The following is a 26,272-nucleotide window of genomic DNA, read 5'->3' as shown; positions in this document are numbered from 1 at the left end:
TATTCGTTAAATTGTTAATTACTTGCGCCAGATCAAACTTGCCATACGCCCTGTTTGGCCATCGCGACGATAAGAAAAAAATAAATCAGGTTGAGATACAGTGCAATATTCGCCGCCAGTAATATTTTTAACGCCAAGCTGGGTTAATAAAATATGTGCAATACCATAAATATCAGCAAGATACTTATTATTTGGCTGTAAATTAAATACATCAGTAAACTGCGGGGATTGATTGTTAAATAACTCAAATACCTCGGCGCCTACCTCAAACTGTTGCGCCCCGATTGCGGGTCCAAGCCATGCGTAAATTTTATTTTTGGGCGCGGTAAAGCATTTAAGTGTATTTTGGATAATGCCTTGTTCTAACCCTCGCCAACCGCCGTGAATAGCCGCCACCTCAGTCCCATCATTACTCGCAAGCAATATAGGTAGGCAATCAGCAGTCATTATAGCCAAGGGTTGGTCAACTAAACGCGTATAGAGTGCATCGGCATCATGTAATTTATTAAAATCAAACTTCTTATCAACTGTAATTACATTTGCACTGTGTATTTGATTCAGCCAGATAGCTGGCTTTGGGAGGATATTATTGAGTACTAAGCGATTTTGTAATACATCAGCGTGGCTATCATTAACATGAAGCCCCAAATTTAAACTATTGTATGGGGCCTTTGACACACCGCCTTCACGTTTAGTACTTAAAGTACTTACATTGTGGAAGCTTTGCCATGGTGCTGATAGCAACTGCATTATCTATCGATATCTGGGTTAGCCTGTGTATCTTCACGAAGTGCTAACGTCATCTCTACCATATCATCTGGGATAGGTGCTTGCCATGTCATCATTTCGCCCGTAATTGGATGCGCAATACTTAGTTTTACTGCATGTAAGGCTTGGCGTTTAAAGCTACGAAGTAACTCAAATAACTGCGGTGTTGCACCCTTTGGTGGACGCGGACGGCCATTGTATGACTGATCGCCAATTAGCGGATGATTTAAATAAGCCATATGTACACGAATTTGGTGAGTACGGCCCGTTTCTAAACGCAAGCGTAAACGCGTATGCGCACGAAATTTTTCAGCAACACGGTAATGCGTTATAGCAGGCTTACCCATTTCATGCACTGCCATGTGAGTACGCTGTGTTGCATGGCGGCCAATTGGTTTTTCAACCATTCCACCAGCGGTCATAGTCCCGTTACAAAGCGCTTCATACTCACGAGTGAAGTTTTCGCGTTTTTGCAATGCTTTAACAAGGTGTGTTTGCGCCTGAATTGTTTTAGCAACAACCATTAAACCTGTTGTATCTTTATCTAGTCGATGAACAATACCCGCACGAGGCACATTTATTATGTCAGGGTAATGGTGCAATAATGCATTAAGCACAGTGCCATCTGGATTACCCGCACCAGGATGAACCACTAATCCCATCGGTTTATTAATAACTAAAATATGGTCATCTTCATAAACAATGTTTAAGTCTATATTTTGTGCAAGGTATTCACGCGGTGCTTCAATGGTTGTTTCAACATTTAACATTTCGCCGCCTAACAATTTTGTACGCGGTGTGTTTAATATTTCGCCATCAACGGTGATTTTATCATCCAAAATCCACGTTTTTATACGTGAACGTGAATAATCAGGGAACAATTGCGCTAATACTTGGTCTAGACGTTTACCACCTAAGTCGGTTGGAACCTCGGCTTGAAGAGAAATTTGCTCTGTCATTCGTAACTTTACCCAATTTACCAGTGCAAGCTTTGCTCGACTGGGTTAGAATCGCTTTTAATAAAAGCATAATATAATACGTATAGTTTACTCGGTTTTACCGACTTGGCCTAGCCGAAGACATCGAAGGTAACAAATAAAATGATAAATAAAATAGGGAAACGTGCATTTGCCATCGTTTTTTCAGTTTCGGTACTTAGTTTAGGTGCCTGTTCGTCAGCACCTGACCAAGAAGACATTCAACGCGTACCAAATAGATCAGCACAAGCTTTATACGAAGATGCAAAAGAAACGCTAGATTCAGGCTTATATGCCCGTGCAATTGAGCTTTTATCAGCTATTGATTCGCGCTACCCATTTGGGCCATTCTCAAAGCAAGTGCAAATGGATTTAGTGTACGCTCACTACCAGTCGGGTAACACTGAACAAGCATTAGCAACTATTGACCGCTTTATTCGTTTGAATCCAAATCATAAAGATCTAGATTACATGTATTACATGCGTGGTTTGGTAAATATTAAAGCAGACAAAAATGCGTTCCAAGAATACTTTGGTATTGATAGAGCAGACAGAGATGCTAACAGAACACGCGTTGCCTTTACTGATTTATCAACACTTGTAAAACGTTTTCCACAAAGCGGTTACGCACCTGAAGCAAAACGTCGTTTAGTATGGTTATTAAACCGTATGGCACGTTACGAGCTAAAAGTAGCCACATACTACTACGAGCGCGAAGCATACTTAGCCGCAGCTAACCGTGGTAAGTTTGTTGTTGAACACTACTCGCAAAGTAGTTACTTAAATGCAGCGCTTGATATGATGCAAAAAAGTTACGAAAAGTTAGGTTTAACCGAATTAAGCCAAAACGCAAAAAAAGCCCAAGCGCTAAATAAAAGAACACAGTAAATACAAAAAAGGCGCTTTTAAAGCGCCTTTTTACTGCCTGAGCTTTTTTAAACTTAGTTTAAATTGCGTCTTCATCTTCTTCTGCGGTACGAATACGGACTACACGCTCAACCTCAGTGACAAATATTTTACCATCACCGATTTTTCCGGTTTGCGCGGTTTTTACAATAACCTCAATGGCGCGGTCAACACTTTCGTCAGCCAATACGATATCAAGCTTAACTTTCGGTAGAAAATCAACCATATACTCAGCACCACGATAAAGCTCTGTGTGGCCTTTTTGTCGACCAAAACCTTTCACCTCACTTACTGTCATACCGTTAATGCCCACTTCTGACAACGCTTCGCGTACGTCATCAAGTTTGAATGGTTTTATAATTGCTTCTATTTTTTTCATGTTAATTACTTTTTAAAGCTTTAGATGCCACGATTTTAGACAATCATAAGGTTCATAGCAAACAAAGCAATTGAATTACGGTGATAAATTAATCAGCCATGATATAATTTTGGCCATATAAGAATCGTAATACAAAAATTAGCTGTAAATGAGATCGTTATGAAAATTAAACAATCAGGATTCACACTTTTAGAATTAATGGTAACCGTCGCAATTGTTGGCATTATAGCGTCTATCGCTTTTTGGAATAGTAGCGATATGTTAGAAGAAAACCGTGCTGAAAACTTTTTACTAGAGCTGAAAAGAAATATTAGTTATGCCCGCTCACAAGCGGCAAGCACCGATGAAATAGTTGTAATATGCGCAGCGCAACACGGCGAAGTAAAAAACCAAAACGACACTATGCAATGCCGAAATAAATGGGACAAAAATAAAATTATTATTGTTTTTATCGACTCAGATAACAGTGGTAACTACAACAGCTCTACAGACTCTTTACTACGGGTAATGGAAAAAATTAGCCTAGAAGATAAAGTTAAATTTACAGGCAACTCAAAACGGTTACGTTTTAATACAAGCGGTCGAATTACAACAAACCCAGGGGAGTTTGTTTTTTGCCCTAATAATGGAACAGATAACAATAAAGCCCTTAGCGTTTCTCAATCTGGCACAGCGTTTTACTTAGGTGATAGCACAAAAACATGCGGTTAAAAAACAACCAATTTATCTTGTCATATTTTTTTCATTTACTAAACTAAATTAACGCTTATTAATTTAGGACTTCAGGGATGAGGTTATCAATATCGAAAAGTAAAGGGATCACGCTTCTTGAACTTATGATTACACTGGCTGTTGTAAGCATAATCAGTCAAATATCTATGTGGTACTATCCTGATTTTCTAGCTAAAAACAGGCTAGAAAATCATGTAAGCCTGCTGCATCGCACAATAAATTATGGTCGTTTGTATGCTATTGAAAACGCGACTTACGTTACTCTTTGCTCGTTAGACGAGGGTGAATGCTCAAAAGATGAGTGGGATGGGCAAATGTCCTTATTTATCGACAAAGATAAATCAACGACATTAGATGATGATGAGCTATTACTTAGTACCTTTGAAAAGGTTCATGATGCTGACGCGCTTGAATACCCTCGCACTGCAATTACGTTTCGCCCTGATGGTTCATTAAACGGTTTTCAAAATGGGACGTTTATTTACTGCCCAAATGAAAAAGCCAACCTAGAAGGGTTGGCTTTATCGGTAAGTCAAACGGGCAGAATACGGATTAAATCAACCGATAAATGCCAAAAAAATTAAACTCAACGGCCCCAGCAATAGTCAATATCTGAGTTACCTTTGGCACCTTTAGCGCCCTTTAAACCTGTGTCGGTAATAGATAACTCCTTGCAGTCGTTATCACCTTTTACAGCACCTGCAATTGGCTTTGCTTTTATAGTAAATGCATTGCCATCAACGACATCAATAGATAATTCAAAATGCCCATTTTCGGTTTTATTTTGAAGCCCTAAGTCTGCAAATGTTTCTGTGTATTCACGGTTATCTACAAAGAATTGCTCTTGTTTATTTGCCGTATCTAAAAGTGCTGCAGCAGCTTCCGCTCTTGATGCTCGTTTTACATATTCTGTGTAATTGGGCACTGCAACCGCTGCTATAATGCCAACAATAGCCACCGCTATCATCAGCTCAATCAAGGTAAATCCTCGTTGCTTATTCATTTTTATTCCTCAATTTCCAACTTCATCATTTTCTTCACGCTTATAGATATACGTTTGTTGCGTTCTAAATCCAAAGCCTAATGTATTATCAGGGTTAACAAGCTGTACTTTACCATCAACTACATTTAAACCAGGGCCTGTGATCTCAACTGGCCTCATTGGGTTTTGTGCATTTTCTCCTTTAATACCCGGCCCAATGAGATAAAATTGGCTTTCTTGTGTTACTGATAGCGTTGGGTTGTCATCGCACTTACCATCGCCATTACCATCGGCACATGAAGGGCCTTCTCCAAAGTAAAGTTGCGGTGTATCAGGTACATCGTAACTGGTTGAAAATTTTAGATCATCATACACTTTTGTACCGTAATGTAGGTGGAAGGCATACAATGAGCCCCCTCCGCCACTGAGCGAACATTGATTCTCTGTTGATGTTTCTGATGCTGGAGTGAAGCTAGTAAAGTACGCAACACCACCAACAACAGTTGAAGCGGCAAGTGACTTTTCACCAGTGCCTAACTCGTAACGCCAGCCATTAAATTTTGCTAAGTCTATTTCTAAATCTACAAAATCGTCCACATCATCAAGTGCATTACCAAACGGGTCTGAATTCATTAGCATTAAATCATCTGGTTTAATGGTGTCTGGTGCGTTTGATTTAAACGTTTGTGTGACTGTGTTTTCATCTCTTATCATAAACAGTTGGTCTTGCTCATTTGTACCGGTTGGTTTAGAGCGGTTACCACTACCTATAACTATTGCATCATACGGTGTATCCAGACGTGTAATCACTTTTTTACCGTTGATCGTCGTTTCTGATACTTTGCTGTAAATAGTACGCGCAACCAGTGGCTTGTAAAAAAAGCGCCTGTCTTCTGTTGCTTTGTTACTGCCAAGTTCTGCCAGTTTGAAATGACTAAAATCATTGGTGTTTGTACCGGGCATATCTATACGCCACACATCACCGCCTGTATCGGCTGCGTATATTCTGTCTATGTAGCCATCATAGTCAGAGTCTAATGTAGTAATATCGGCAGCAATGCTGTGCTCGCCCTTAAACCCATTAATGCTAGGTGTCAAAGCCCATACTCTTTTACCAGTTTCAGCCTCAACAATATATATACCTCGGCCAATACCATCATTACTTCGAATAGCCTCATCTTTATTTGTGTCATATCCTGCTCCAAATACAAGTAATGGTTTATCGCCAAATGCTTTAATATAGGCTATCTGTGGCTTAGACCACGACTGACCTAATTCTTTGAAATCTCCTTTACCGCCTTCAATTGGGTTATCCCACAGTTTTTTAGGCTCATCTGGGTTAGTAATATCAAGCGCATAGTAATTTTCACCACCGCGGCGCATACCTGCAAACGCCCACACCTTATCGTCCCCACTGGCATCAATAATGCCATCGTTCAACCCATCGCTGTTTAGGTTTTTATTATTAAAGTAAACACTAATGGGTCCATCCATACCGTAAACTTTTGTATCTGCTTGGTTATTCCTAAGCGGCTCAATAATGTCGTATAAGGCTGAAGGAATAAATGCCCAGCTTTCACTCACACTGGTATCAGAGTCTTTAAACATATGTAAAAAACCGGCATTAGTACCAATTAAAACCCTAATATCATCGTTACCATAATCAATGGCTACAGGTTTAGAATGTAAAGGGTCGCCAAATATATCTTTACGCTGATCAACACTTGACCCATCACCGTCTTCATCATCAACATCTATACCCATAGCCCATTTAATATCCTTGCTCGATAAGCTAATCGGATTATCGTCAACCAAATCAAGAATATCTGTTACAGTAGTTGTATTAAACGTAATAACTTGTCCTTGATTCTCTGTGTATAAGTTACGGCTGTCTGAGTCAAGATTAGTTAAATGAAGATTTACCCCACCTTGGGCCACCAAATTACCATCGGCAGCTTCACCGCTAGGTAACCAAAACGTTTTGGCACTTTCGTCAATCAGTCCATTTTCATCAAGAGCCTGGTTGCCCGTTGAGTCAACAATTTGACTGCCTGATACTTTTAACTTTTTTAGGTTACCGCGCCAACGTGCACCTGTTTCAGGGTAAAACATTGCAAAGTAAATAGCGTCGCGGCTTCGGGTTTGATCCACGTTATTACTTGCCACAGAAGGAGATGAAAAGCTATCGTTAACCTCTCTAATACGAGAAATTGTATTTTTGAGTGCTTCAGATAAAGCTTCAGATGTTCGAGCTTCTAAATATTGTCCGCCACCAACAGAAGCAGCCCCCTCTAGTAACTTAATACCATCTTCACTCATACCTGTACCAAAACCAATGGTATACACTCTACCCGTATCTAAAACATCGCTAGTGTCTGTGTATAAATCTACCTTTGTGTTGTTGGTGCCATGGATAATTTTAGATAAAGCCACTAAATAGCTATTTGAATAGTCACCATCAACAAAAGGAATTGAGTCGTCAAATATACTGTTATGTACATTTTTTATTTGATTATCACGGCCACTATCATTCGTTGGGTCGCCATCTGTCATTAATATTAAGTTTATTGAATTGTCACACCTTAAAGGATCGCCTGAATTTTTTTTAAAAGGCGACTTATAGTTCCCGCTTGCATCTGCGCTTTTATCCCGATTATTTATACCATTTGCAAAATCGAGACTTGCACCTGTTATATAACGGTATGCCTCCCAGAGAGTCTCTGTTATTGGCGTAGAACCGCTAGCTGGCAAATCATCAATTTCTTTTAATATATTTGATTTGCTAGCACCTGATCTTGCAAGTACATAACCTCCAGAGTTTCCGTTAAAACGCATTAAACCAAAATCAATATCATCATTATCATTGACTAGTTGTGTGATCGCATTTTTAGCGACTAAAAGTCGGCTATCTTCACAAATAGCTTGAGCGTATCCGTTAACCGATTTGTAGCACTGCTGTGTGTAATTAAAATAAAGCTGACTTTTAAAACAATCTGATTGATAAAATTGTCCATTTTGGTAGCGACGATAACACTGCCCACCATCAGTCACATCCCAAGCCATACTGCCTGACGTATCAAATATCATTAATACTCTTGGGTTTTCATCAGTTTCTACATTATGGTTTACATATAATTCAATGTCTTCTGCACTTGCTGTTGCACTAACCGCTAAGCCAAGTAATGCCGCTAGCACTTTGTTTAATTTAAAACTCATCTTAAATTCCCTTACTCATACTAGCCATTTCTTGTGCTACACCTGTCACAATTGTGAGTGAGTGCTTCGCTTTAGAACCATATTCAACAGTTGTAGCAACCTGTAACATGTTGCACGATATACCCGCGGTAAAGTTAAAACGCCTTGGGCACTCTAAATCAAGCGCCCCTTTGTTTAGGTTAATCATTTTACTTTGCATATCGCCATGTGTTGCAATCGTCATACCTTCGCCATTATCACCTGAGTGATGTGATACTTCATCCGGCGTTAAAAAAAACTGGTTTGCAGCTCCTTTATTAGCCTCATCAGAAATCATTCTTTGCACTTCACCAATCAGTTCATTTTCAGCGACTTCTCGCTCTTGCGCTGCATTTGTAATTTTAACGTCAATACTACTGCTGCTCATAAGTGTTACAGCAATACCGGTAACGGCTATAACCATGATCAATGCTGTAATAAGCACAACACCCTGCTGCTTGTTAGGTGAGTTTTTTAAATACGCCATAAGTTTGATCCAACGTTGTTTAATCGAATAGTGGTAGTAAATACGGTGCGTCTGTAACTGTCGTTAAATGTTAATTGACGCTTATTATCGTCTTCGCCCAAGGTATACGTTTGATTTTTTATTTTAAGCCCCGGATCTTCTTGTAAAGCTCTTATCAATAAGAATACTTGAACAGTTAAAATACCCTTTCGGTCTTCCCAGTCTGAATGTTCCATATCGCTGATACTTTTATAGGTATCAATGCGGCTGTCACTATTTGTGTCGAGACCAAAAACAAAACGCATATTTTCTACGCCTTCCATGATTGTCTCTGTAGAAATATTGCCGCCCACCAAGCGTTTTCTCATCAATGCGGGAACGGTAATATTTTTATTATTAACTTTATAGGTTTGCTCAGAAACATAATAAACATGGTGGCTATAGGGCCAAACAGTTGCATTAATATTTAGCGCACCAGCATTAACCACGCCGCGCACAAATTGCGCTCTTTCTTGCTCAGCAACAAAGTAATTTTGACCTGCTTGGGTTTCGTTTCCTGCAGCTCCTACTGTTAAACGATTTCCCTGTAAAAACTTAAGCTGTAAAATATCTGTACTTTTTACAGGGTTACTCACACAGTTAAGTTCTTTAGACTCTTCAGCAACCTTTGCATAAATAGTTCTAAAGTTAGTGGTAGACGCTAAATCAGGAAAACTCCCATTATTAGCCCCTTCAAAACAATCTGGTGCAGGGGTTGTTGCTGAAGCCCTTGTGGTATTACCTGCGACAAATGAGTCATCGTAGTATGTGCCCCAAAACCCAATTTGTTCTATATCTCGCTGCATAATATTAATAGCAAGACGCGCAGACTCTTGGATCTCGCCGATGGTCATGGTGTCTTTTGTGGTTACTTTCATACCAATGTAGGTAAACATAACGCCACCAAGAACTAAACCACCTATAAAAAGCGAGATCATCATTTCTACAAGGGTAAACCCTTTTTGCTTCATGCTTAGCTCCTTAAGTAAATGTAACTAGTTAAAACAACTAAACGACGCTTTTTGTCTGATTCGCCACACTTAATCGCAGCTGTTGCATCATTAGCTGTAAACTCTTGCCTACCTTGCCATGAAATAATCACTTCTAAGTTAAACGCTTTTCCACCTGACCCACCAACTGCCGTTGGCGTAATACACACAGTTGCATCATCTAAGGCACCTGTGTTCTCTCGCGCTCTGATTGCTCTTTTCCATTGTTCTAAATCTAAAGCCGCCACTTGCGCTGCACTGCAGCTTGCACTGAAACAAGTTTGAGACGTTGATGTGGAGGTTTCACTGTTAAATGTTTTAGCATAAAGCCCAACTAGCTGCGGTGTATCATTTGCACGAATGCGCTGAATAATGTCGTTTCCAAGCGCAACAGCTGCAGCTCGCTGCATAGAATCAAAACTTGCTTGCTTAGCCTTAGCTTGCAAAGCCACGGCCCCCAATAAGCCAAAGCTTAAAATAATAAATGCAATGAGTACTTCAATTAGTGTGAAGCCTTTTTGAAATTTTGTTTGAGACGATTGCATACCAAAACCAAATAAAAATTATCTGATTATAAGTTTATGACATTAAAATTTAGATTCAATACTTACTAGGATGAGCGGTAGGATTTGTTGATAAACGGTTAACAACTAGGCTTTTAATATATTTTTAACTGCTTTTAGCTCTCGTCGACTTACGGCCAACGGCTCTGTGCAACCAACCAACTCGATTGTATGTAAACCAGCACGTTGTGTTTTTAAACACAGCAGTTTATTTTTATTTACTAGGGTGTTTCTATGAATTCTTAACAATTGAGCGGGGTAAAGTAGCTCTAACTGTTTTAAACTTTGTTCAACAAAGGCTTCTCCACCTTCAAAAACCATATTCGTGTATTTTTCCTGCGCATTAAAATAGAAAATATTTTCAAGATCTACACTTTTAGTCACCCCTGCTATCTGATAACTAATTTTAGGTGATTGCTGCTTTTGTACATGCGCTTTATTTATACGCCCTAGTTGTTCTAGTACTTTAGCTAAAGACTGCTCGGTAACCGGTTTAACTAAATACCCTGCAGCACTTAACTGCAGTGCATCCAATGCATGTTCAGGGTGAGCTGTTATAAATACTATTGCTGGCGGCAAAGCCAAGCTGTTAAGCTCATACGCAACTTGCAGGCCATTAACACCGGGCATATCAACGTCTAAGAAAATTAAATCGGGATTATACTTGTTAGCAAGCTTCAACGCTTCATTACCATTTGCCGCTTCTGCTTTTATCGTTATGCTGTTTTCATTTGCTAAAAGCCGTTTTAAGCGCATTCTAGCTAATGGTTCGTCATCAACAATTAGTACATTCATAAGCTATTCTCAATGTGCTTAGGGATAACGACTTTTACTCTGTATACGTTGTCCCTATTGGTAATAGTAAGCTGCGCTTTATTTTTATAGTAAATATTTAAACGCTGACGAATATTTTCAAGTGCCATGCCGTTATTAGGCCTAGTCTGCACTTTTGATGCTGTGATTGGGTTTGAAACAATCATAGTAATATAACCCGTGGTTATGTGCAGCTCTACATTAATGGTTGCGCCGTCTTCACTTGTTTCAACACCATGGCATACTGCATTTTCAAGCAATGGCTGGAGTGATAGACACGGTATATTCAATGCTGGTAATTCTTCTGGAATGAGCCAATTAACTTTTAATCGCTCACCAAAGCGCCATGTTTCTAAAGCAATATATTGCTTACTCAGTGTTACCTCATCGTTTAGTAGCACGCTTTTACCAGAACGCATTGCTGCTTGAGATAATGCAGCTAATGCTAAGATAGCTTGCTCTGCGGCCGCGGCATCGTGATGCGTTAATTCTGCTGCTGTATTTAAGCTGTTATATAAAAAGTGTGGACGAATTCGTGCCTGTAAAGCATCTAATTCTGCACGTGAAAGTGCCTTAGTTTGCTTTTCTTTTTCAGCATGAATAAGTAAAAACTGCACAAACAACGCAACCAAAAAAGCGACAATAATAATATTTTGCATTACAAAATAAATAAGGTGTTTAGTTGTATTTATGTCAAACGCAAAGCGCGAAAATAAAACACTAAATAAGCTGGTAAATAATAAAAAAGAAACAAAAAAAAGTGAAAGTTGCAAAACATGAGAACGATTTTGCAATAAAGATCTGGCTATATATAACGAGGACGTACTTGATAAAACGATTAAGTGTAGAAATAAGCTAATTATCCCAAGCCTAAGCCATATATCCCCCTGAGCGTGAGGAGCAAATGCTAAAACGACCGCTATAACTTGAGTAACAACAAGCGAGGCAAGTACACCTCGCTCATTAAAAAGAGCCGAAAAAAGCAGTGCATCCGATTGAAGCGACTTGCTCATGACAGCTCTCCTTGTAATCTAAATAGTTAATTTATATAGATTAACGCAGCTCCACAGGAACAGCAAATACGATATTTTCTTCTTCGCCTGGATTTTCGACAACTTGCTTACCGCCAAGTTCTTTCAAACGACTGATTACTTGTTGAACAAGCACTTCAGGCGCAGATGCACCGGCAGTCACTCCCACTGAATTAGCACTTGAAACCCACTGCTCTTGTACGTCAGTCGCATCATCAATTAAATAAGCGGTTGTGCCCATTTTATCCGCAAGTTCGCGCAATCGATTTGAGTTTGAGCTGTTTTTTGCACCGACAACTAAAAGCACATCAACTTTGTCAGCTAAATCACGCACAGCATCTTGGCGATTTTGTGTTGCATAACAAATATCATCCTTGCGCGGGCCGTCAATTGCTGGAAACTTTTCTCGTAATGCGTCAATGACATCTGCGGTGTCATCAACAGAGAGTGTTGTTTGACTACAATAAAATAAATTTTCCGCATCTTTAACATTAAGCGCAATAACATCGTCAACGGTTTCAACTAAATATATACCGCCAGCATTGTTGTCGTATTGCCCCATGGTGCCTTCAACTTCAGGATGACCATGATGACCAATAAGAATACATTCAGTCCCCTTACGGCTTGCGCGGGTTACTTCCATATGTACTTTAGTAACAAGTGGACATGTTGCATCAAACACTTTTAGTTCTCTGCGCTTGGCTTCAGAACGAACGGCTTGCGAAACACCATGAGCACTAAATATAACAATGCTATCGTCTGGTACTTGGTGCAATTCTTCGACAAACACAGCACCACGATTTTTTAAGCCATCTACAACATATTTGTTATGAACAACTTCATGACGCACGTAAATTGGCTTTTCAAAAATATCTAAAGCGCGCTCTACTATACTAATTGCTCTGTCAACGCCTGCACAAAAACCACGTGGGTTAGCTAATAAAATATCCATTAGCCCTCTACCTCAATAATATCCACTTCAAATGTTAAGCGCTGCCCAGATAACGGGTGATTAAAATCAATCGTAACCGACTCACCTTGCACTTCACGCACTAACCCAGGAAGTTCTGTTCCATCAGGTTGTGTAAACGCAATAATGGCACCTACTTTAGCAGGTGTCTCTGCGCCAAATTTACTACGATCAACGTAATAAATATTATCTGGATTTGGCTGACCAAATGCATCTTCAGGCTCTAATTCAAACGTTTTACTTTCGCCTGCACTTAAACCCAATAGGCACTTCTCAAAATTTGCTGTTAAGCTACCATCGCCCATTGTTAATTTTGCAGGTTTGTTATGCACTTTAGTTGAATCAGCGGCAGAGCCATCTTCAAGTTTTATAGAAAAATGAAAAATAACTTGCGAGTTCTCACCAATTACAGCTTGGCTCATGCTTTGTGCTCCTTCGGACTCTCGCCTGTAAAGGCGTCAAATAATAACAATGCCGCGCCAACGCAAATAGCACAATCAGCAAAGTTAAATACAGGAAAATGTGAGTCTTCATAAAATACGTGAATAAAGTCAATTACATAACCGTAAGCAATACGGTCGTATAAATTACCAATAGCGCCAGCAAGCACTAACGAGTAAGCACCACATAACACTTTATTAGTGGCAGGTAATCTTTTTAGCCACCACACTAATAAGGCACTTATCGCAATTGCAATTGCACTTAAAAACCAACGTTGCCAACCACCGGCATCACTTAAAAAACTATAAGCAGCACCGTAATTATGCACATAGGTAATACTAAAAACAGGTAGTAAATTGATAGACTCGCTATAAGCCATCGTATTTACAACAAGTGTTTTGCTGGCAAAGTCTATTGCTAAAAGCAATAGACTCAACCACAACCACACTAAACCACTTTTTTGGGCTAGTTTGCTCACTAACAATATCCCCTAAGCGAATTGACGCTTTTCGCCTTCGCCATCAACATTACTAACACAACGACCACAGATTTCAGGGTGAGTAGGTTCAACACCTACATCGTCGCTGTAATGCCAGCAACGCTCACATTTAGCGGCATCTGTTGCTGCAACACTAATGTACAAACCTTCAATTTCTGTTTCTTGCGTATCTGCAGGTTGGCTATCAACGCGAGTAACGTTAACAGCTGATGTTAACAGTACAAAACGCAGCTCATCACCCAATGCCGTTAATTTATTTGCCAGCTCTTCTCCCGCAAATAAATTAACTGTTGCTTGAAGTGCAGCACCAATAACTTCTTCTTTACGTGCCGCTTCTAATAAACGGTTCACTTCGTCACGTACATTTAAAATTGCTTGCCAGTCATCATTACTAAACTGGGTATTTGTTGGTGCTTGTAAACCTTCATACCACATTGATGTGAATACGTAATCACTGCGTTCACCTGGTAATGCTTCCCAAATTTCTTGCGCTGTAAAGCTCATAATTGGTGCCATCCAACGCGTCATTGCTTCAGCAATATGGTATAGCGCTGTTTGACAAGAACGTCGTGCATGGCTGTCGCTCTTTGCAGTGTACTGACGGTCTTTAATTACATCTAAATAGAACGAACCAAGCTCACCCGTACAGAAGTTCATCAGCTTTTGTGTAACTAATAGCATTTGGTAGCTATCGTAAGCGGCTAAAATTTCGTCCTGCAGCTGAGCTGCACGTCCAACAATCCACTTATCAAGCTCAACCATATCATCAACAGCCACTTGATCTGTTTTAGGATCAAAACCATTTAAGTTAGCGAGTAAGTAACGGCTCGTATTACGAATACGGCGGTAGCGATCTGCTGAGCGTTTAAATATTTCGTCCGATACAGTCATTTCTGCCGTGTAATCAGTAGAGGCAACCCATAAACGTAAAATATCTGCACCTAGCTTATTCATAACGTTTTGTGGAGAGATAACGTTACCTAACGATTTAGACATTTTTCTGCCGTTTTCATCAACGGTAAAACCATGCGTAAGCACTTGTTTATAAGGAGCATGACCATTAATTGCGACCGATGTCATCATCGACGACATAAACCAGCCGCGGTGTTGATCAGACCCTTCAAGGTATAAGTCGGCTGGGCCGACTAATTCTTCACGCGCATCAACAACACACGCATGCGACACGCCTGAGTCAAACCATACATCGAGTGTATCTTGCACTTTCATGTATTGTTTAGCGTCTTCTTCGCCTAATAGTGTTTCTGGCTCTAAGTCATACCATGCTTGTATGCCTGATTTTTCTACTAGTTCTGCAGCTTGCTCAATAAGCGCTTGGGTATTTGGATGTAATGCACCGGTGTCTTTATCAACAAATAAAGCAATCGGCACACCCCATGTACGTTGGCGAGAAATACACCAATCTGGACGGCCTTCAACCATGTTTGCAATACGGCTTTCGCCCCACTCAGGGAGCCACTGTGTATTTTTGATTTCAGCAAGTGAATCATTACGTAAATTAGCTTGATCCATACTAACAAACCATTGCGGCGTAGCACGGAAAATAATAGGGGTTTTATGGCGCCAGCAATGCGGATAACTGTGAGTAAGCGCATGGTGATGCACTAAAGCGCCACGCTCTTTTAATACTTCAATGACGCTCGCGTTAGCTTTAAATACATGCTGACCTGCGAATAATTCTGTATCAGGCAAGTACACACCGTTTGCGCCAACTGGGTTAGCAACTTCAAGGTTGTAGTTTAAGCCTGCCACGAAATCTTCTTGACCATGACCCGGTGCTGTATGCACCACGCCAGTACCTGAGTCCGTAGTTACGTGTTCTGCAACAATCACCGGTACACTAAAATCATAAAAAGGATGTGCTACTTGCAAGTTTTCAAGTGCTGCACCTTTTACATAGCCTAAAACGTGGTAATGGTTAAAACCAAAACGATCCATAGCATCTTTTACAAGCTCTGAGCCTAAAATCAAACGTTGCTCAGCACCTTCATCTTCAACTTGAACCAATGCATATTCTAGGTCAGCATGGACAGCGACTGCACGGTTGGCCGGAAGCGTCCATGGTGTTGTAGTCCATATTACAGTGCCAACATCACCTTTACCTTTATGCCCTTTTGCCATATCAAATGCATGAACTACAGCGTCTTGATCATCAAAAATAAAACGCACATCAATTGCTGGCGATTGTTTATCTTGATACTCAACTTCAGCTTCAGCTAATGCAGAACCACAATCTGTACACCAGTGCACAGGTTTTGCGCCTTTGTGTAGGTGACCATTTTTAATAATACGACCAAGCACACGAATTGCATTCGCCTCAAAGTCAAAGTTCATTGTTAAATAAGGCTTGTCCCAATCGGCAAACACACCTAAACGTTTAAAATCAACTTTTTGACCTTCAACTTGCTTTTTAGCATATGCGCGGCATTTTTCACGAAACTCGCTCGCAGTTACTTTAACGCCAGGCTTACCTACTTTTTTCTCAACCATTAACTCAATTGGTAAACCGTGACAGTCCCAACCTGGAATATACGGCGAGTCGAAATCTGATAAGGTTTTAGACTTAACAATAATGTCTTTTAAAATTTTATTGACTGAGTGACCTAAGTGGATGTCGCCATTTGCATACGGAGGGCCGTCGTGCAAAATAAAGGTTTTTTTACCTTTTTTAGCGCTGCGGATTTGACCGTAAAGGTCGTCTTCATACCATGCTTTTAGCATTTTTGGTTCACGTTGTGCCAAATTGCCACGCATTGGAAACGGTGTTTCCGGTAAGTTCAAAGTATGTTTATAGTCGCTCATTTATCCTACATTCCGTCTCTATCGGCTACCTGATTTAAACCAAAACACTGTTTAGCGGCGGCAACATCTGTTGCTATTTGCGCCGTTAATTGTGTTAATGTCTCGAATTTTTTTTCATCGCGGAGTTTTTGTATCAACTCAACGTGCATAAATTGTCCGTAAATGTCTTGTGCAAAGTCAAAAAGATGAACTTCTAGAAGTGCACGTGTCCCATTAAATGTGGGTTTATTGCCTATATTAGCAACTCCAAAAACCCGTTTCCCTGCAATGGTCGCTTGCACAGCAAACACTCCATTTACGGGGCAAACTTGGCGTTTGAGCGCTATATTTGCGGTTCTAAAGCCAAGTTCACGGCCTCGTTTCCAACCATGTATAACACGCCCAGAAATCGCATAATTATGACCAAGCATTACTTTGGCATCAGCTAAGTTGCCACATGCCAATGCTTCACGTATTAACGTGCTGCTTACTCTAGCATTTAACTGGTGAAAACTCGCAGTGCTTTGTACATCCATGCCCGCTTGTTTACCCATATTAACAAGTAAATTAAAATTACCTTTACGTTGTTGGCCAAACCTAAAGTCGTCACCCACCGTTAGCGCTTTAACACCGAGTTTTTTTATTAGTATCTCGTTTACAAACTGTTCTGCGTGCATATTTGCAAACTGCTGGTTAAAGCTAATGCAAATAACTCGCTCAATGCCTAAATCGCTCAATAAACGCAGCTTATCACGTAACCGAGTAAGCCTTGCTGGGGCATTGTTTTTTGCAAAAAACTCTTGAGGCTGAGGCTCAAACAACAACACCGTACTAGGTAAGTTATGTGCTTTAGCGTCGGCTAACAAGCCCTTTAACACTTGCGCATGACCTAAGTGAACGCCGTCAAAATTACCAATAGTTAACACACACCCAAAATGCTGTGGGCGAATATTGTGTATACCTCTAATTAACTCCATGCCACCTAAAGCCTTTTTTCAGCAAGTATTATCACGACTTATACCAAGGAAAAGCCACAAGGCTGCCGATTATAATCTTTTTTTTAGTTTGATTCAGTAATTGCTACACTTTTTATCGTATTTAGTCTTACGCCCATTAAAAAGAGCATTGTAAAGTAGCTAACTCCTGCTAGTGCAACAAGGGCAATTAATAATATAACTTGCTGTACGAACGCCCACGAGGCCCAGTAATAGTAACTACTTACATACCATGTAACACACCCCATAACTATACTTGCAACAATACACTTTATAGTGAAACGCAAACTCATAGAAGAAAACTGATAAACGTTTTCTTTTTTAAGCTGCCTGTAAAGTAAAAATGCATTACAACTGGCTGACATTGATGTCGCGAGTGCTAACCCTAAGTAACCAATAAAGGGTGCCAACATAATGTTAAATACCATATTTAACACTAAGGTTATAATCCCAATTCGTACCGGCGTTTTAGTATCTTGGCGGGAATAAAAACCAGGCGCGAGCACTTTAATCAACATAAAGCTAACTAACCCTACAGAGTAAGCAACAACACCTAAACTTACCGCTTTTACATGATCAACACTGTCCTCTTTAAAAGCACCATGATCGAATAACACCGTAATTATAAGTGGGCTAATTATCATTAAGCCAACCATTGCTGGTATACCTAAAAATATTACAAAGCGAACCCCCCAATCTAACGTCTGCTGAAAATCACTGAGTTTTTTACTGCTGTGCAATTTAGAGAGTGCGGGTAAAATGACCGTTGCTATACCAATTCCAAATAAGCCAAGCGGAAACTCTATTAGCCTATCTGAGTAATAAAGCCATGCTATAGAGCCTGTCATCAGTAATGAGGCTATCATGGTATCTAGTAATAAATTAATTTGGCTTATCGATACGCCAAACAATGCAGGCAGCATCAGCTTGCGCACTTTTTTTACGTTCTCGTCTTGCCAAGCCCAACGCGGACGAGCCAACATTTTAGCGCGGTATAAAAACGGCAGTTGAAATAACAATTGAACAATACCACCTACAAATACACCAACGGCCAACGCATAGGCGCCTACACTAAATTTATCATGTAAAAAGATTGCACAGGTAATAATTGATATATTTAGCAACACAGGGGTAAACGCTGCAACGGCAAAACGATTGTAAACGTTCATTACAGCCCCGCTCAGCGCGACTAAACTTACAAAAAACAAGTATGGAAAAGTAAACTTTAATAACGAACTGGCTAGTTCAAACTTTTCTGCATTAGGGCCGCCTTGCCACCAATCAATAAACCACCCTGTACCAAATAAAGCGGCAATAACCGGCGAAGCTACTACACCAAAAATAGTGACTAACAGTAAAATAGTACCCAGCGTACCGGCTGCTTGGGCAACAAAGAGCTTTACTTTATCATCACCTTTCTGCTCCTTTATTTCACTTAAAACGGGTACAAATGCCTGTGCAAAAGCGCCTTCTGCAAATAAGCGACGTAAAAAATTAGGAATTCGGTTAGCAAATAAAAAAACATCAGCTGCAGCACTTGCTCCTAATAAATTAGCAACAACAGCATCTCTTACGAGTCCTAAAATGCGCGATATCATAGTCATACAACTAACAATCATACCGGAGCGAAATAAACCTTTTGACACCTTAAACCTACTTAAAAATCCCTAAGATACGCGATTATGCCACAGTCTTTTTTATAAATCGCTTTAAAGCACTAGGCTGAGGGTCTGTGCTTTGTTACAATAGCGTCATTAACTGCTAAAGCGGCAAATTGATGCTCGTTATAAGGAGCAGTTTTTCTTGGATTGTTAAATTTAAATTGACATTCATGATAGAAACAGGCATATTCCACGGCCTTTAATTTAAGCTTTATTTTAAGATTGTTAGGAGCAAACCTTGGCTAACATCAAGTCTGCAAAAAAACGCGCTATCACAAGCGAAAAGAACCGTCAGCACAACGCAAGCCGTCGCTCAATGATGCGCACTTACTTCAAAAAAGTAGTTGTTGCTATTGAAGCTGGCGATAAAGAAGCTGCACAGCAAGCTTTCTCTGTTGCTACACCTATCCTAGACCGTTACGCAACTAAGGGTCTAATTCACAAAAACAAAGCAGCTCGTCATAAGAGCCGTTTAGCAGCTAAGATTAAAGCGCTATAATTTGTTTTTGCTTGAATATAAAAACCGGCTTTTGCCGGTTTTTTTTTGCTTTAAATATTGTGATTTACATTATTTCTAAATCTGGATAAAACTTTTTAAGCATGGCGGCTATTTTCTTTGGCGTAAATGGTTTTACAATAAACCCTTTAGCCCCTTTATCTATAGCATCCTTCACGTTATCAACACCTGAATGAGCAGAGACCATCACCACATTTGTTTCGGGGCTCATTTCGTTAATTTGTGCGATTAACTCTTTACCATCTCCATCTGGCAATTCAATATCTAAAAAAATCATACTGTATTTTGCAGCTTGGCATTCACTAATACACTGTGAGGCGGTAGATGCTTCCTTTACATTGTCTATACCTAGATGCATGAGCGTTTGACTCAAAAAACTACGCACCGTGCTAACGTCATCCACAATTAAAATTGATAGCTGCGTGTCCATCTTCATTCCTCATAGGCTATAAGCTAACTTTACGTTATTATAATAATTAGCTTAGTATATAAATTTACTATTTGAATTATAAAGACCTATGTAAAAAAGGCCAGATCTGCTTTATGTCAAAAACACCAAAAAAACAATCCTTGCTAGGTAAAACACCAGCAAGAAAAAAAACAACACAAAAAAATAAAACTCAGGCAACTTCTCAAAGGCAGGCTCAAACAAATCAACACAATATTGATGCTGCGTTAAATAGCCAAGAACCTAAAGCCAAAAAAGGACTGTTAATAACGCTCGCTATTATTGCAGTAATCATTGTCGCTTTTCCAAAACCAACTTTACTCACCTATAAAAAATTAGGGATGGTTAGCGAAAGTATTTATTGGCCTGGTGTATTTGGATACGGTGCAACGCTTATAGACTCTAATTTACACCCTAAGTTTGACGATAAGCGCAAATCTCTTTATTTATGCAGTGATTTACAGAACCCGCAGAGCTGTCAAAAGTATCAAGTTATTGCTGACGACGGTCTAATTTCAGCGATTAAAAGTTACTTTTAGCATAAATAAAACTAATCTGAAAATATAAAATTACTTGGTTGAAAGGTGCGCAAAAGATCACCATAATGGCGCTCCTTTTTTCAACAACTGAACTATTGAAACAACCATGCTAAACGAGCTAGATTGGCTTTTAAACACGATACTACTTGCACTAGGTTTAGGTGCATTCTTTATTAACCACATAACATTACTGCGCGTAGCTGCGATAAGTGCATGTGGCCTGCTATTTTTATCATTTAGCTTAGATCTTATGTCGTCGAGTGTTATTTCAAATATGAGTTTGGTATTGATCAATACATTTTACCTGTTTAAGGTTTATACATTTGGGCAACTTAATGTAACTCAGAGCTAACAACTTCCCTTAGAATTTTTTATAGCCCAGCATTGCTGGGCTTTTTTATTGTATAAATCAAAATGGTTGGGAAATTGGGTGAACTAAGATAATATTTACCTCGTATTACATTATTTTGAGATTTCGGTATGTCTTTATCTGATTTTGATTTATTTTTATCTTCTATGGAAGATGTGACCCCTATTAGCAGTGATACCATTAAGCCGTTATCAAATAACCCTCACTCTTCACTTGCGCAGCAACAAAAGCGACAAGCGGCTGAAAACACTTTATCGGTAGATGAAAACTACTTAAGTTCAGAGTCTGTAGAGCTTGTTGAGCCATTTGCTATATTAAGCTTTAAAAAAGACGGTGTACAAGGTCCTGTATTTAAAAACTTGCGTTTAGCAAAGTATCAAGTTGACGCGACCTTAGACCTTCATGGCCAGCTACTTAACAATGCACGCAATACGCTCTTTAATTTTATTAATGACTGTCAGCAGCAAAATGTACGTGTGGTGCTTATTAGGCATGGTGTAGGAATCAAAAATAAAACTAAACCGGGAATACTTAAAAGTTTTGTAAATAAATGGCTACCTGAGTTGCCCGCAGTGTTAGCATATCATACTGCACAGAGACATCATGGTGGGAGTGGCGCAACGTATGTTTTGCTTAAAAAAAGTGCCGATAAAAAACACGAAAATAGAGAAATTCACAGCAAGCGGTAAACCTGCTGTGTCAATTTTTTATAAAACAGTTGGCTGATTAAACCATGCAGATACGCCTAATATTATTATTGAAATTATAATTAAGCTTAACCTAGCACCGCCCTGATTTGTTTTCATTTCACCCTCTTTATATTTTTATTGTTGAGAACACATACAACATTAATAAAAATTACATATGTTAACAAGCTGTTTCTTTAAATATTTATCAATATCCTTTCGTTCTATCTATTCGATTATTTAAAGTAATACCTTGCTGCAAGCGTTCAACGTTTTCTGCTATTTGTGCTGTAACACTGTTTATATCTGATAATGCAGCACAATGCGGTGTAAGGGTTATTTTATCATCCTGCCAATAAGGGTGTTCTTTACCAAGAGGTTCGTGTTCAAAAACGTCAATAACTGCAGCTCGAAGTGAATTTTCCTCTAAGGCATTAAGTAAATCAGCTTCTATAACATGCTCACCTCGCGCAACATTTATAATAACAGCATGATTAGGAAGCATACTAATTGTACTTTTATTAATAATACCTTTCGTTTTTTTGGTTAATGGCAACAAACATATTAGATAATCAATATTGCTAAGCATTTTTTGAAGCCCTTGTTCGCCATAAAATAAATTAACTGTATTACTCGTTTTATGTGTATGAGCCCAAGCATTTACACTAAAGTTATTGGCAATAAGTTGTTTCGCACATGCTTTGCCTAGCTCCCCAAAACCCAAAATCCCTACCTTATTTTGTTCATAAGCGCGTTTAGGTTTCCATTGCTGCTGTGTTTGCTTAATAAAGTATTCTTTTAATCGTAATTTTTGCGCTAAAACGTGAGTTAAGACATATTCGGCCATGTCTTGCGCTAACTTTTCGTCAACTATACGTACTACATCTATATTGTCGCCAAGCAAACTTAAATCAATGCTGTCTACACCGGCACCGAATGACGATACCGCTTTAAGGTTTGGTAACTTTGCCCACATATCTTGTGGTGCTTTCCATGCTAATACAAAATCAATACTTTCTAGATTATTACAATCTGGCCATTGCTGTATTTGTGTAGAGGGTAATCGGGCTTGTAATTGCTCTATTAACTTTGTGTTATCTCGCCCTGTAATTGCTACTAATACCGACATAGTTACTTCCAAAATAAGTTTATATAAAAATCAATGCTGACCAATCAATCACTAAGCAGCCTTCTTTACACTTTAAAAGGTCACACAACTGCAAAATAACTGTCACACCCTTTTTTTACTCTATATACATGGCAACCAAGCTAAATTGCAAAGAGGTTTATATGATCAGTGTCGATAAAGTAATTGCAGCAAATTTACCACAATTAGAAAGCTCACCAAAAGTAAAAAGCCTAGTAAAAAAGGGGTTAGGCTATTTATTGCATGAACAAGAGTTTGTTGCCTTTGCAGACACCTACCCTCATTTACAAGGGCTAGAATTTGTTGAACAAGTTCTCGATGAGCTAAATTTTGATACACGTTATAAGCCAAAGCAAATAGAGCATATTCCTAGCGAAGGTAAATTAATTATTGTTGCAAACCACCCTATAGGCTCTTTAGATGCGCTTGCATTAATTAAAGTGATCTCAAGCGTAAGAAAAGATTTAAAAGTTGTCGCAAACCGTATGCTTATGTCGGTAACCCCTATGCATGATTTGCTTTTACCTGTGAATAATTTATCAGGCACAAGTAAAAAACAAGAGCTTCATAATATTCACCAGCATTTAAAGAATGAGGGGGTATTATTGATATTTCCCGCCGGCGAAGTTTCACGATTAAGCCCAACAGGTATCAAAGATTGTAAATGGAACAGCGGATTTTTACGTATGGCAAAAAAAGCGAATTGTCCTATATTACCCATTTATATTAAAGCTAAGAACAGCCCGTTATTTTATGGTACTTCAATAATTTATAAACCATTAGCTAGCTTATTATTAGTAAAAGAAATGTTTAAACAACGCCAAAAATCGTTAGAGTTTGAAATTGGTGCGTCTATCCCTCCTGCGTCATACCTAATAGAAAACTTGAAAGACAAAGAGGTTGTTAACTTAATTAGAAAACAACTGTATCGCCTCACAAGCAAAAAACCGTTACCACTAAAAACACAAACACCGATTGCTGTTCCAGAATGCAGAAAAGAGCTGAAAAAAGCGATAGAGGCGTGCCAGCTTCTGGGGAAAACACAAGATGGAATGCATATTCATCTATATCAATATACAGGTAGCTCACCTATTTTTAGAGAACTGGGTAGGTTGAGAGAAATAGCGTTTAGAGCCGTCGGTGAAGGCAGCGGTAAACGCCGCGATATAGATAAATACGATATGGATTATCAACATCTCGTGCTTTGGGATCCAACACAGTTAGAGTTAGCTGGTGCCTATAGATTAGCATGTGCTAAAGAAATTATTGATAAGCATGGTCGTAAAGGGCTATATACCGATAGCCTGTTTACATACACCGATGCCATGGAACCCTATTTGGAGCAAGGAATCGAGCTTGGCCGTAGTTTTGTTCAGCCAAAGTATTGGGGCCGTAAAAGTCTAGATTATTTGTGGTACGGTATTGGTGCTTTTATTAAAAGCTACCCTCAATATCGCTATTTATTTGGTGCTGTTAGCGTACCTAACACGCTAGCTGATCCAGCAAAAGCCATGCTAGTGCATTACTACCAACATTATTATAAAGCAGATGAGATACTTGCCACTCCTAATAACGAATTTAAACCCAGTGAACAACAGCTCGGACAATGTGACATCATTTTTTGCAAAAACGATGTAAAAGAGGACTTTGTAGAACTCAAACATGTACTTGCTAATATGGGCGCGCAAGTACCTACGCTATTTAAACAATACACCGAGCTATGCAAACCTGGCGGAGTGAAATTTTTAAGTTTTAGTATAGATCCCGACTTTAACAATTGTATTGACGGTTTAGTCTTAGTTGACTTACACAGTGTAAAAGAAAATAAAGCCAAACGATATTTAAGCTAATCAAGGCGAGGTGCCCCTCGGTGCTACCTACCTGCTGTTAAAAAGCGAGCTCATTTAAAATTAGTGTCATTTATAAAAATACGTGAAAGTAAATCATAATAAATAGCCTCAACTTTAATTAAGTCATCAATAGATACATGCTCATTAATTTGATGAATTGTTTTGTTTTTTAACCCAAACTCAATCACTTGAGTATGACTGTTAGCAAAAAAACGACCATCAGATGTCCCTCCGCTGGTGCTTAGAAGAGGGTAGTTTCCGGTTTGACTATGTATGGCTTGTTCAACACAAGAAATTAAACTCCAAGTACTATCAGTGCGGGTATAATATGGCTCACATGGACGTTCCCAGTTAATCGTTATGCAACGTGAAAATTCATCCAACGAATTAATCAATATCGATTTGATTTCGTTACTGTTGTACCGATGGCTATAACGAATATTAAATGTGATTTCGCAGTGACTGGGGACTAAATTATCGACCACATTATCAGTATTTATGCCTGTGACTTGCAGTGTGGTTTTTGAGCCTGCATCATCTAAATGCCACACTTGCTCACTCAATTTGCTGACTATTTTTGCACTAATATGCGCAGCATTAATGGTATTTTGAGGATAAGCTACATGCCCTGCTTTGCCCTTTACCAAAATACGAGCCGAAAGCGCACCACGACGGCCATTTTTAATTGTATCACCAACATATGTGGAACTTGTAGGCTCGCCTACAATACATCCATCTAAAACAATCCCATTCGAAGAAAGGTTATTAGCTATTTGCGCAGAACCAAACTCAGCTTCTCCCTCTTCATCAGAGGTAATGAGCCAATAAAAAGTCCCCGCTTTTGATGATGTGTTATTTATTAATTTTTTTGTGGCACTTAGCATCGCTGCCACGCCTCCTTTCATATCAGCAGCACCTCTTCCGTAAATTACGCCATTAATTATTTTTCCATCAAACGGAGGGCTTAGCCAATCATCATTGTCTGCGGGCACCACATCAATGTGCCCTGAAAAAGCGATACAAGGTCCTTCTTTAAATTTAACACGCGCAATTAAGTTAGTGACACCATTACTCGTAAACTTCTCACAAAAAAAACCTAGCTCGCATAACTGCTCAACTAACCAATCTATTGCGCCGGCTTGATTTGGCGTCACTGATTTAAATTGGATAAGCGTTTGTAGTTGTTTTATTAATTCGGCGTTTAACCTATGAGATATGATTGCTTGTTGTGAAACCACTAAAGACATTTTTAACACCTTTATTACTAAGTAAGGCATTATTAAATAGTGAGAGTATGACTAAGAGATGTCAGCATTTATACATTCTGATGATTATTAATTACAAAAATTGTCAATCATTGCAGTTACAAAACAGCGTTAAAATTAATCTAAATCAATAAAACACTTTTCAATGTTCAATCATTTCTGAAACTTTGATCTAGCACAGGTTTTTCATATTTGTTAAACGCAAT

27 protein-coding genes are annotated in these 26,272 nt (G+C 39.2%); 8 read left to right on the top strand and 19 right to left on the bottom strand.

Features of this window, described 5'->3' with window-relative positions:
• Positions 1 to 18 precede the first annotated feature (18 nt).
• Positions 19 to 750 carry a peptidoglycan editing factor PgeF gene (gene pgeF / locus AC27I2_RS03235; protein ID WP_487203479.1) on the bottom strand — a complete coding sequence of 244 codons (732 nt, stop codon included), beginning with the start codon at positions 748 to 750 and terminating at the stop codon, positions 19 to 21.
• Positions 750 to 1,727, bottom strand: coding sequence for a 23S rRNA pseudouridine(1911/1915/1917) synthase RluD (gene rluD / locus AC27I2_RS03230; RefSeq protein WP_487203478.1), 978 nt, complete (start codon positions 1,725 to 1,727; stop codon positions 750 to 752). Before rluD ends, pgeF begins: the two co-directional genes overlap by 1 nt.
• A gap of 141 nt (positions 1,728 to 1,868) precedes the next feature.
• Between rluD and AC27I2_RS03225 the strand changes: the two genes are divergently transcribed.
• Complete coding sequence (locus tag AC27I2_RS03225; protein WP_006792791.1) at positions 1,869 to 2,633, top strand: outer membrane protein assembly factor BamD; 765 nt, start codon at positions 1,869 to 1,871, stop codon at positions 2,631 to 2,633.
• A 58-nt stretch (positions 2,634 to 2,691) separates the two neighbouring features.
• On the opposite strand, the gene glnB is transcribed toward AC27I2_RS03225, so the two are convergent.
• Complete coding sequence (glnB, locus tag AC27I2_RS03220; RefSeq protein WP_006792790.1) at positions 2,692 to 3,030, bottom strand: nitrogen regulatory protein P-II; 339 nt, start codon at positions 3,028 to 3,030, stop codon at positions 2,692 to 2,694.
• 159 nt (positions 3,031 to 3,189) lie between these two features.
• Between glnB and AC27I2_RS03215 the strand changes: the two genes are divergently transcribed.
• Both AC27I2_RS03215 and AC27I2_RS03210 read left to right on the top strand, forming a co-directional pair.
• Entirely contained in the window at positions 3,190 to 3,741 is a 552-nt protein-coding gene (locus tag AC27I2_RS03215; protein WP_058403466.1) for a GspH/FimT family pseudopilin, read from the top strand.
• A 77-nt stretch (positions 3,742 to 3,818) separates the two neighbouring features.
• A complete protein-coding gene (locus AC27I2_RS03210) occupies positions 3,819 to 4,346 on the top strand; it encodes a GspH/FimT family pseudopilin (protein ID WP_138528702.1) in 528 nt (175 codons plus the stop codon).
• A 2-nt stretch (positions 4,347 to 4,348) separates the two neighbouring features.
• On the opposite strand, the gene AC27I2_RS03205 is transcribed toward AC27I2_RS03210, so the two are convergent.
• The 13 genes from AC27I2_RS03205 to murJ form a co-directional block, all read right to left on the bottom strand.
• Positions 4,349 to 4,765, bottom strand: a complete 417-nt coding sequence (locus AC27I2_RS03205) for a type IV pilin protein (RefSeq protein WP_058403468.1) — start codon at positions 4,763 to 4,765, stop codon at positions 4,349 to 4,351.
• 9 nt (positions 4,766 to 4,774) lie between these two features.
• A complete protein-coding gene (locus AC27I2_RS03200) occupies positions 4,775 to 7,960 on the bottom strand; it encodes a pilus assembly protein (protein WP_487203477.1) in 3,186 nt (1,061 codons plus the stop codon).
• Position 7,961: 1 nt separating this feature from the next.
• Complete coding sequence (locus AC27I2_RS03195; protein ID WP_058403470.1) at positions 7,962 to 8,465, bottom strand: hypothetical protein; 504 nt, start codon at positions 8,463 to 8,465, stop codon at positions 7,962 to 7,964.
• Positions 8,453 to 9,454, bottom strand: a complete 1,002-nt coding sequence (locus tag AC27I2_RS03190; protein WP_058403471.1) for a PilW family protein — start codon at positions 9,452 to 9,454, stop codon at positions 8,453 to 8,455. Before AC27I2_RS03190 ends, AC27I2_RS03195 begins: the two co-directional genes overlap by 13 nt.
• Before the next feature lie 2 nt (positions 9,455 to 9,456).
• Positions 9,457 to 10,017 (bottom strand): type IV pilus modification protein PilV, encoded by a 561-nt coding sequence (pilV, locus tag AC27I2_RS03185; RefSeq protein ID WP_487203476.1) that lies wholly within the window; start codon positions 10,015 to 10,017, stop codon positions 9,457 to 9,459.
• Between the two features lie 105 nt (positions 10,018 to 10,122).
• Entirely contained in the window at positions 10,123 to 10,830 is a 708-nt protein-coding gene (locus AC27I2_RS03180) for a LytR/AlgR family response regulator transcription factor (RefSeq protein WP_487203475.1), read from the bottom strand.
• On the bottom strand, positions 10,827 to 11,861 hold the full coding sequence (locus AC27I2_RS03175) for a sensor histidine kinase (RefSeq protein ID WP_487203474.1): 1,035 nt from the start codon (positions 11,859 to 11,861) through the stop codon (positions 10,827 to 10,829). Before AC27I2_RS03175 ends, AC27I2_RS03180 begins: the two co-directional genes overlap by 4 nt.
• A 40-nt stretch (positions 11,862 to 11,901) precedes the next feature.
• Positions 11,902 to 12,831, bottom strand: a complete 930-nt coding sequence (ispH, locus tag AC27I2_RS03170) for a 4-hydroxy-3-methylbut-2-enyl diphosphate reductase (protein ID WP_058551006.1) — start codon at positions 12,829 to 12,831, stop codon at positions 11,902 to 11,904.
• Positions 12,831 to 13,271, bottom strand: coding sequence for an FKBP-type peptidyl-prolyl cis-trans isomerase (fkpB, locus tag AC27I2_RS03165; RefSeq protein ID WP_006792779.1), 441 nt, complete (start codon positions 13,269 to 13,271; stop codon positions 12,831 to 12,833). Before fkpB ends, ispH begins: the two co-directional genes overlap by 1 nt.
• Positions 13,268 to 13,768 carry a signal peptidase II gene (gene lspA / locus AC27I2_RS03160; protein ID WP_010555931.1) on the bottom strand — a complete coding sequence of 167 codons (501 nt, stop codon included), beginning with the start codon at positions 13,766 to 13,768 and terminating at the stop codon, positions 13,268 to 13,270. Before lspA ends, fkpB begins: the two co-directional genes overlap by 4 nt.
• 12 nt (positions 13,769 to 13,780) lie before the next feature.
• Positions 13,781 to 16,609: an isoleucine--tRNA ligase gene (ileS, locus tag AC27I2_RS03155; RefSeq protein WP_487203473.1), complete on the bottom strand. Its 2,829-nt coding sequence runs from the start codon at positions 16,607 to 16,609 to the stop codon at positions 13,781 to 13,783.
• A gap of 5 nt (positions 16,610 to 16,614) precedes the next feature.
• Complete coding sequence (gene ribF, locus AC27I2_RS03150; RefSeq protein ID WP_058403477.1) at positions 16,615 to 17,565, bottom strand: bifunctional riboflavin kinase/FAD synthetase; 951 nt, start codon at positions 17,563 to 17,565, stop codon at positions 16,615 to 16,617.
• Positions 17,566 to 17,648: 83 nt separating this feature from the next.
• Positions 17,649 to 19,187, bottom strand: coding sequence for a murein biosynthesis integral membrane protein MurJ (murJ, locus tag AC27I2_RS03145; protein ID WP_487203472.1), 1,539 nt, complete (start codon positions 19,185 to 19,187; stop codon positions 17,649 to 17,651).
• 295 nt (positions 19,188 to 19,482) lie between these two features.
• On the opposite strand from murJ, the gene rpsT reads away from it, so the two are divergent.
• Positions 19,483 to 19,743, top strand: coding sequence for a 30S ribosomal protein S20 (gene rpsT / locus AC27I2_RS03140; RefSeq protein ID WP_006792774.1), 261 nt, complete (start codon positions 19,483 to 19,485; stop codon positions 19,741 to 19,743).
• Positions 19,744 to 19,807: 64 nt separating this feature from the next.
• On the opposite strand, the gene AC27I2_RS03135 is transcribed toward rpsT, so the two are convergent.
• The gene (locus tag AC27I2_RS03135) at positions 19,808 to 20,191 is read right to left on the bottom strand and encodes a response regulator (protein ID WP_058403479.1); all 384 of its coding nucleotides are present in this window, start codon (positions 20,189 to 20,191) and stop codon (positions 19,808 to 19,810) included.
• Between the two features lie 113 nt (positions 20,192 to 20,304).
• Here AC27I2_RS03135 and AC27I2_RS03130 point away from each other — a divergent pair, with 113 nt between their 5' ends.
• The 3 genes from AC27I2_RS03130 to smrA all read left to right on the top strand — a co-directional run bounded on the left by AC27I2_RS03130 (position 20,305) and on the right by smrA (position 21,807).
• Positions 20,305 to 20,748 (top strand): hypothetical protein, encoded by a 444-nt coding sequence (locus AC27I2_RS03130; protein WP_138528714.1) that lies wholly within the window; start codon positions 20,305 to 20,307, stop codon positions 20,746 to 20,748.
• Positions 20,749 to 20,854: 106 nt separating this feature from the next.
• A complete protein-coding gene (locus AC27I2_RS03125) occupies positions 20,855 to 21,100 on the top strand; it encodes a hypothetical protein (protein ID WP_006792771.1) in 246 nt (81 codons plus the stop codon).
• Positions 21,101 to 21,228: 128 nt separating this feature from the next.
• The gene (gene smrA, locus AC27I2_RS03120; RefSeq protein WP_058403481.1) at positions 21,229 to 21,807 is read left to right on the top strand and encodes a DNA endonuclease SmrA; all 579 of its coding nucleotides are present in this window, start codon (positions 21,229 to 21,231) and stop codon (positions 21,805 to 21,807) included.
• Positions 21,808 to 22,012: 205 nt separating this feature from the next.
• Here smrA and AC27I2_RS03115 read toward each other — a convergent pair whose 3' ends face one another.
• Positions 22,013 to 22,933 (bottom strand): 2-hydroxyacid dehydrogenase, encoded by a 921-nt coding sequence (locus AC27I2_RS03115; protein ID WP_487203471.1) that lies wholly within the window; start codon positions 22,931 to 22,933, stop codon positions 22,013 to 22,015.
• A gap of 161 nt (positions 22,934 to 23,094) precedes the next feature.
• Here AC27I2_RS03115 and olsF point away from each other — a divergent pair, with 161 nt between their 5' ends.
• Positions 23,095 to 24,801: a bifunctional ornithine lipid synthase OlsF gene (gene olsF, locus AC27I2_RS03110; RefSeq protein ID WP_058403483.1), complete on the top strand. Its 1,707-nt coding sequence runs from the start codon at positions 23,095 to 23,097 to the stop codon at positions 24,799 to 24,801.
• A gap of 50 nt (positions 24,802 to 24,851) precedes the next feature.
• Here the strand turns inward: olsF and dapE are convergent, their stop codons facing one another.
• Positions 24,852 to 26,048: a succinyl-diaminopimelate desuccinylase gene (gene dapE / locus AC27I2_RS03105; RefSeq protein ID WP_487203470.1), complete on the bottom strand. Its 1,197-nt coding sequence runs from the start codon at positions 26,046 to 26,048 to the stop codon at positions 24,852 to 24,854.
• Positions 26,049 to 26,272 lie beyond the last annotated feature (224 nt).

This window comes from Pseudoalteromonas sp. NH0006-46 (genome assembly GCF_057547735.1).
This window is presented reverse-complemented; position numbering and strand designations above follow the sequence as displayed.

Coding starts and splice junctions, on each gene's coding strand:
- pgeF (WP_487203479.1), bottom strand. CDS start 750: ATGCAGTTGCTATCAGCACCATGGCAAAGCTTCCACAATGTAAGTACT.
- rluD (WP_487203478.1), bottom strand. CDS start 1,727: ATGACAGAGCAAATTTCTCTTCAAGCCGAGGTTCCAACCGACTTAGGT.
- AC27I2_RS03225 (WP_006792791.1), top strand. CDS start 1,869: ATGATAAATAAAATAGGGAAACGTGCATTTGCCATCGTTTTTTCAGTT.
- glnB (WP_006792790.1), bottom strand. CDS start 3,030: ATGAAAAAAATAGAAGCAATTATAAAACCATTCAAACTTGATGACGTA.
- AC27I2_RS03215 (WP_058403466.1), top strand. CDS start 3,190: ATGAAAATTAAACAATCAGGATTCACACTTTTAGAATTAATGGTAACC.
- AC27I2_RS03210 (WP_138528702.1), top strand. CDS start 3,819: ATGAGGTTATCAATATCGAAAAGTAAAGGGATCACGCTTCTTGAACTT.
- AC27I2_RS03205 (WP_058403468.1), bottom strand. CDS start 4,765: ATGAATAAGCAACGAGGATTTACCTTGATTGAGCTGATGATAGCGGTG.
- AC27I2_RS03200 (WP_487203477.1), bottom strand. CDS start 7,960: ATGAGTTTTAAATTAAACAAAGTGCTAGCGGCATTACTTGGCTTAGCG.
- AC27I2_RS03195 (WP_058403470.1), bottom strand. CDS start 8,465: ATGGCGTATTTAAAAAACTCACCTAACAAGCAGCAGGGTGTTGTGCTT.
- AC27I2_RS03190 (WP_058403471.1), bottom strand. CDS start 9,454: ATGAAGCAAAAAGGGTTTACCCTTGTAGAAATGATGATCTCGCTTTTT.
- pilV (WP_487203476.1), bottom strand. CDS start 10,017: ATGCAATCGTCTCAAACAAAATTTCAAAAAGGCTTCACACTAATTGAA.
- AC27I2_RS03180 (WP_487203475.1), bottom strand. CDS start 10,830: ATGAATGTACTAATTGTTGATGACGAACCATTAGCTAGAATGCGCTTA.
- AC27I2_RS03175 (WP_487203474.1), bottom strand. CDS start 11,861: ATGAGCAAGTCGCTTCAATCGGATGCACTGCTTTTTTCGGCTCTTTTT.
- ispH (WP_058551006.1), bottom strand. CDS start 12,831: ATGGATATTTTATTAGCTAACCCACGTGGTTTTTGTGCAGGCGTTGAC.
- fkpB (WP_006792779.1), bottom strand. CDS start 13,271: ATGAGCCAAGCTGTAATTGGTGAGAACTCGCAAGTTATTTTTCATTTT.
- ileS (WP_487203473.1), bottom strand. CDS start 16,609: ATGAGCGACTATAAACATACTTTGAACTTACCGGAAACACCGTTTCCA.
- ribF (WP_058403477.1), bottom strand. CDS start 17,565: ATGGAGTTAATTAGAGGTATACACAATATTCGCCCACAGCATTTTGGG.
- murJ (WP_487203472.1), bottom strand. CDS start 19,187: ATGACTATGATATCGCGCATTTTAGGACTCGTAAGAGATGCTGTTGTT.
- AC27I2_RS03135 (WP_058403479.1), bottom strand. CDS start 20,191: ATGGACACGCAGCTATCAATTTTAATTGTGGATGACGTTAGCACGGTG.
- AC27I2_RS03130 (WP_138528714.1), top strand. CDS start 20,305: ATGTCAAAAACACCAAAAAAACAATCCTTGCTAGGTAAAACACCAGCA.
- AC27I2_RS03125 (WP_006792771.1), top strand. CDS start 20,855: ATGCTAAACGAGCTAGATTGGCTTTTAAACACGATACTACTTGCACTA.
- smrA (WP_058403481.1), top strand. CDS start 21,229: ATGTCTTTATCTGATTTTGATTTATTTTTATCTTCTATGGAAGATGTG.
- AC27I2_RS03115 (WP_487203471.1), bottom strand. CDS start 22,933: ATGTCGGTATTAGTAGCAATTACAGGGCGAGATAACACAAAGTTAATA.
- olsF (WP_058403483.1), top strand. CDS start 23,095: ATGATCAGTGTCGATAAAGTAATTGCAGCAAATTTACCACAATTAGAA.
- dapE (WP_487203470.1), bottom strand. CDS start 26,048: ATGTCTTTAGTGGTTTCACAACAAGCAATCATATCTCATAGGTTAAAC.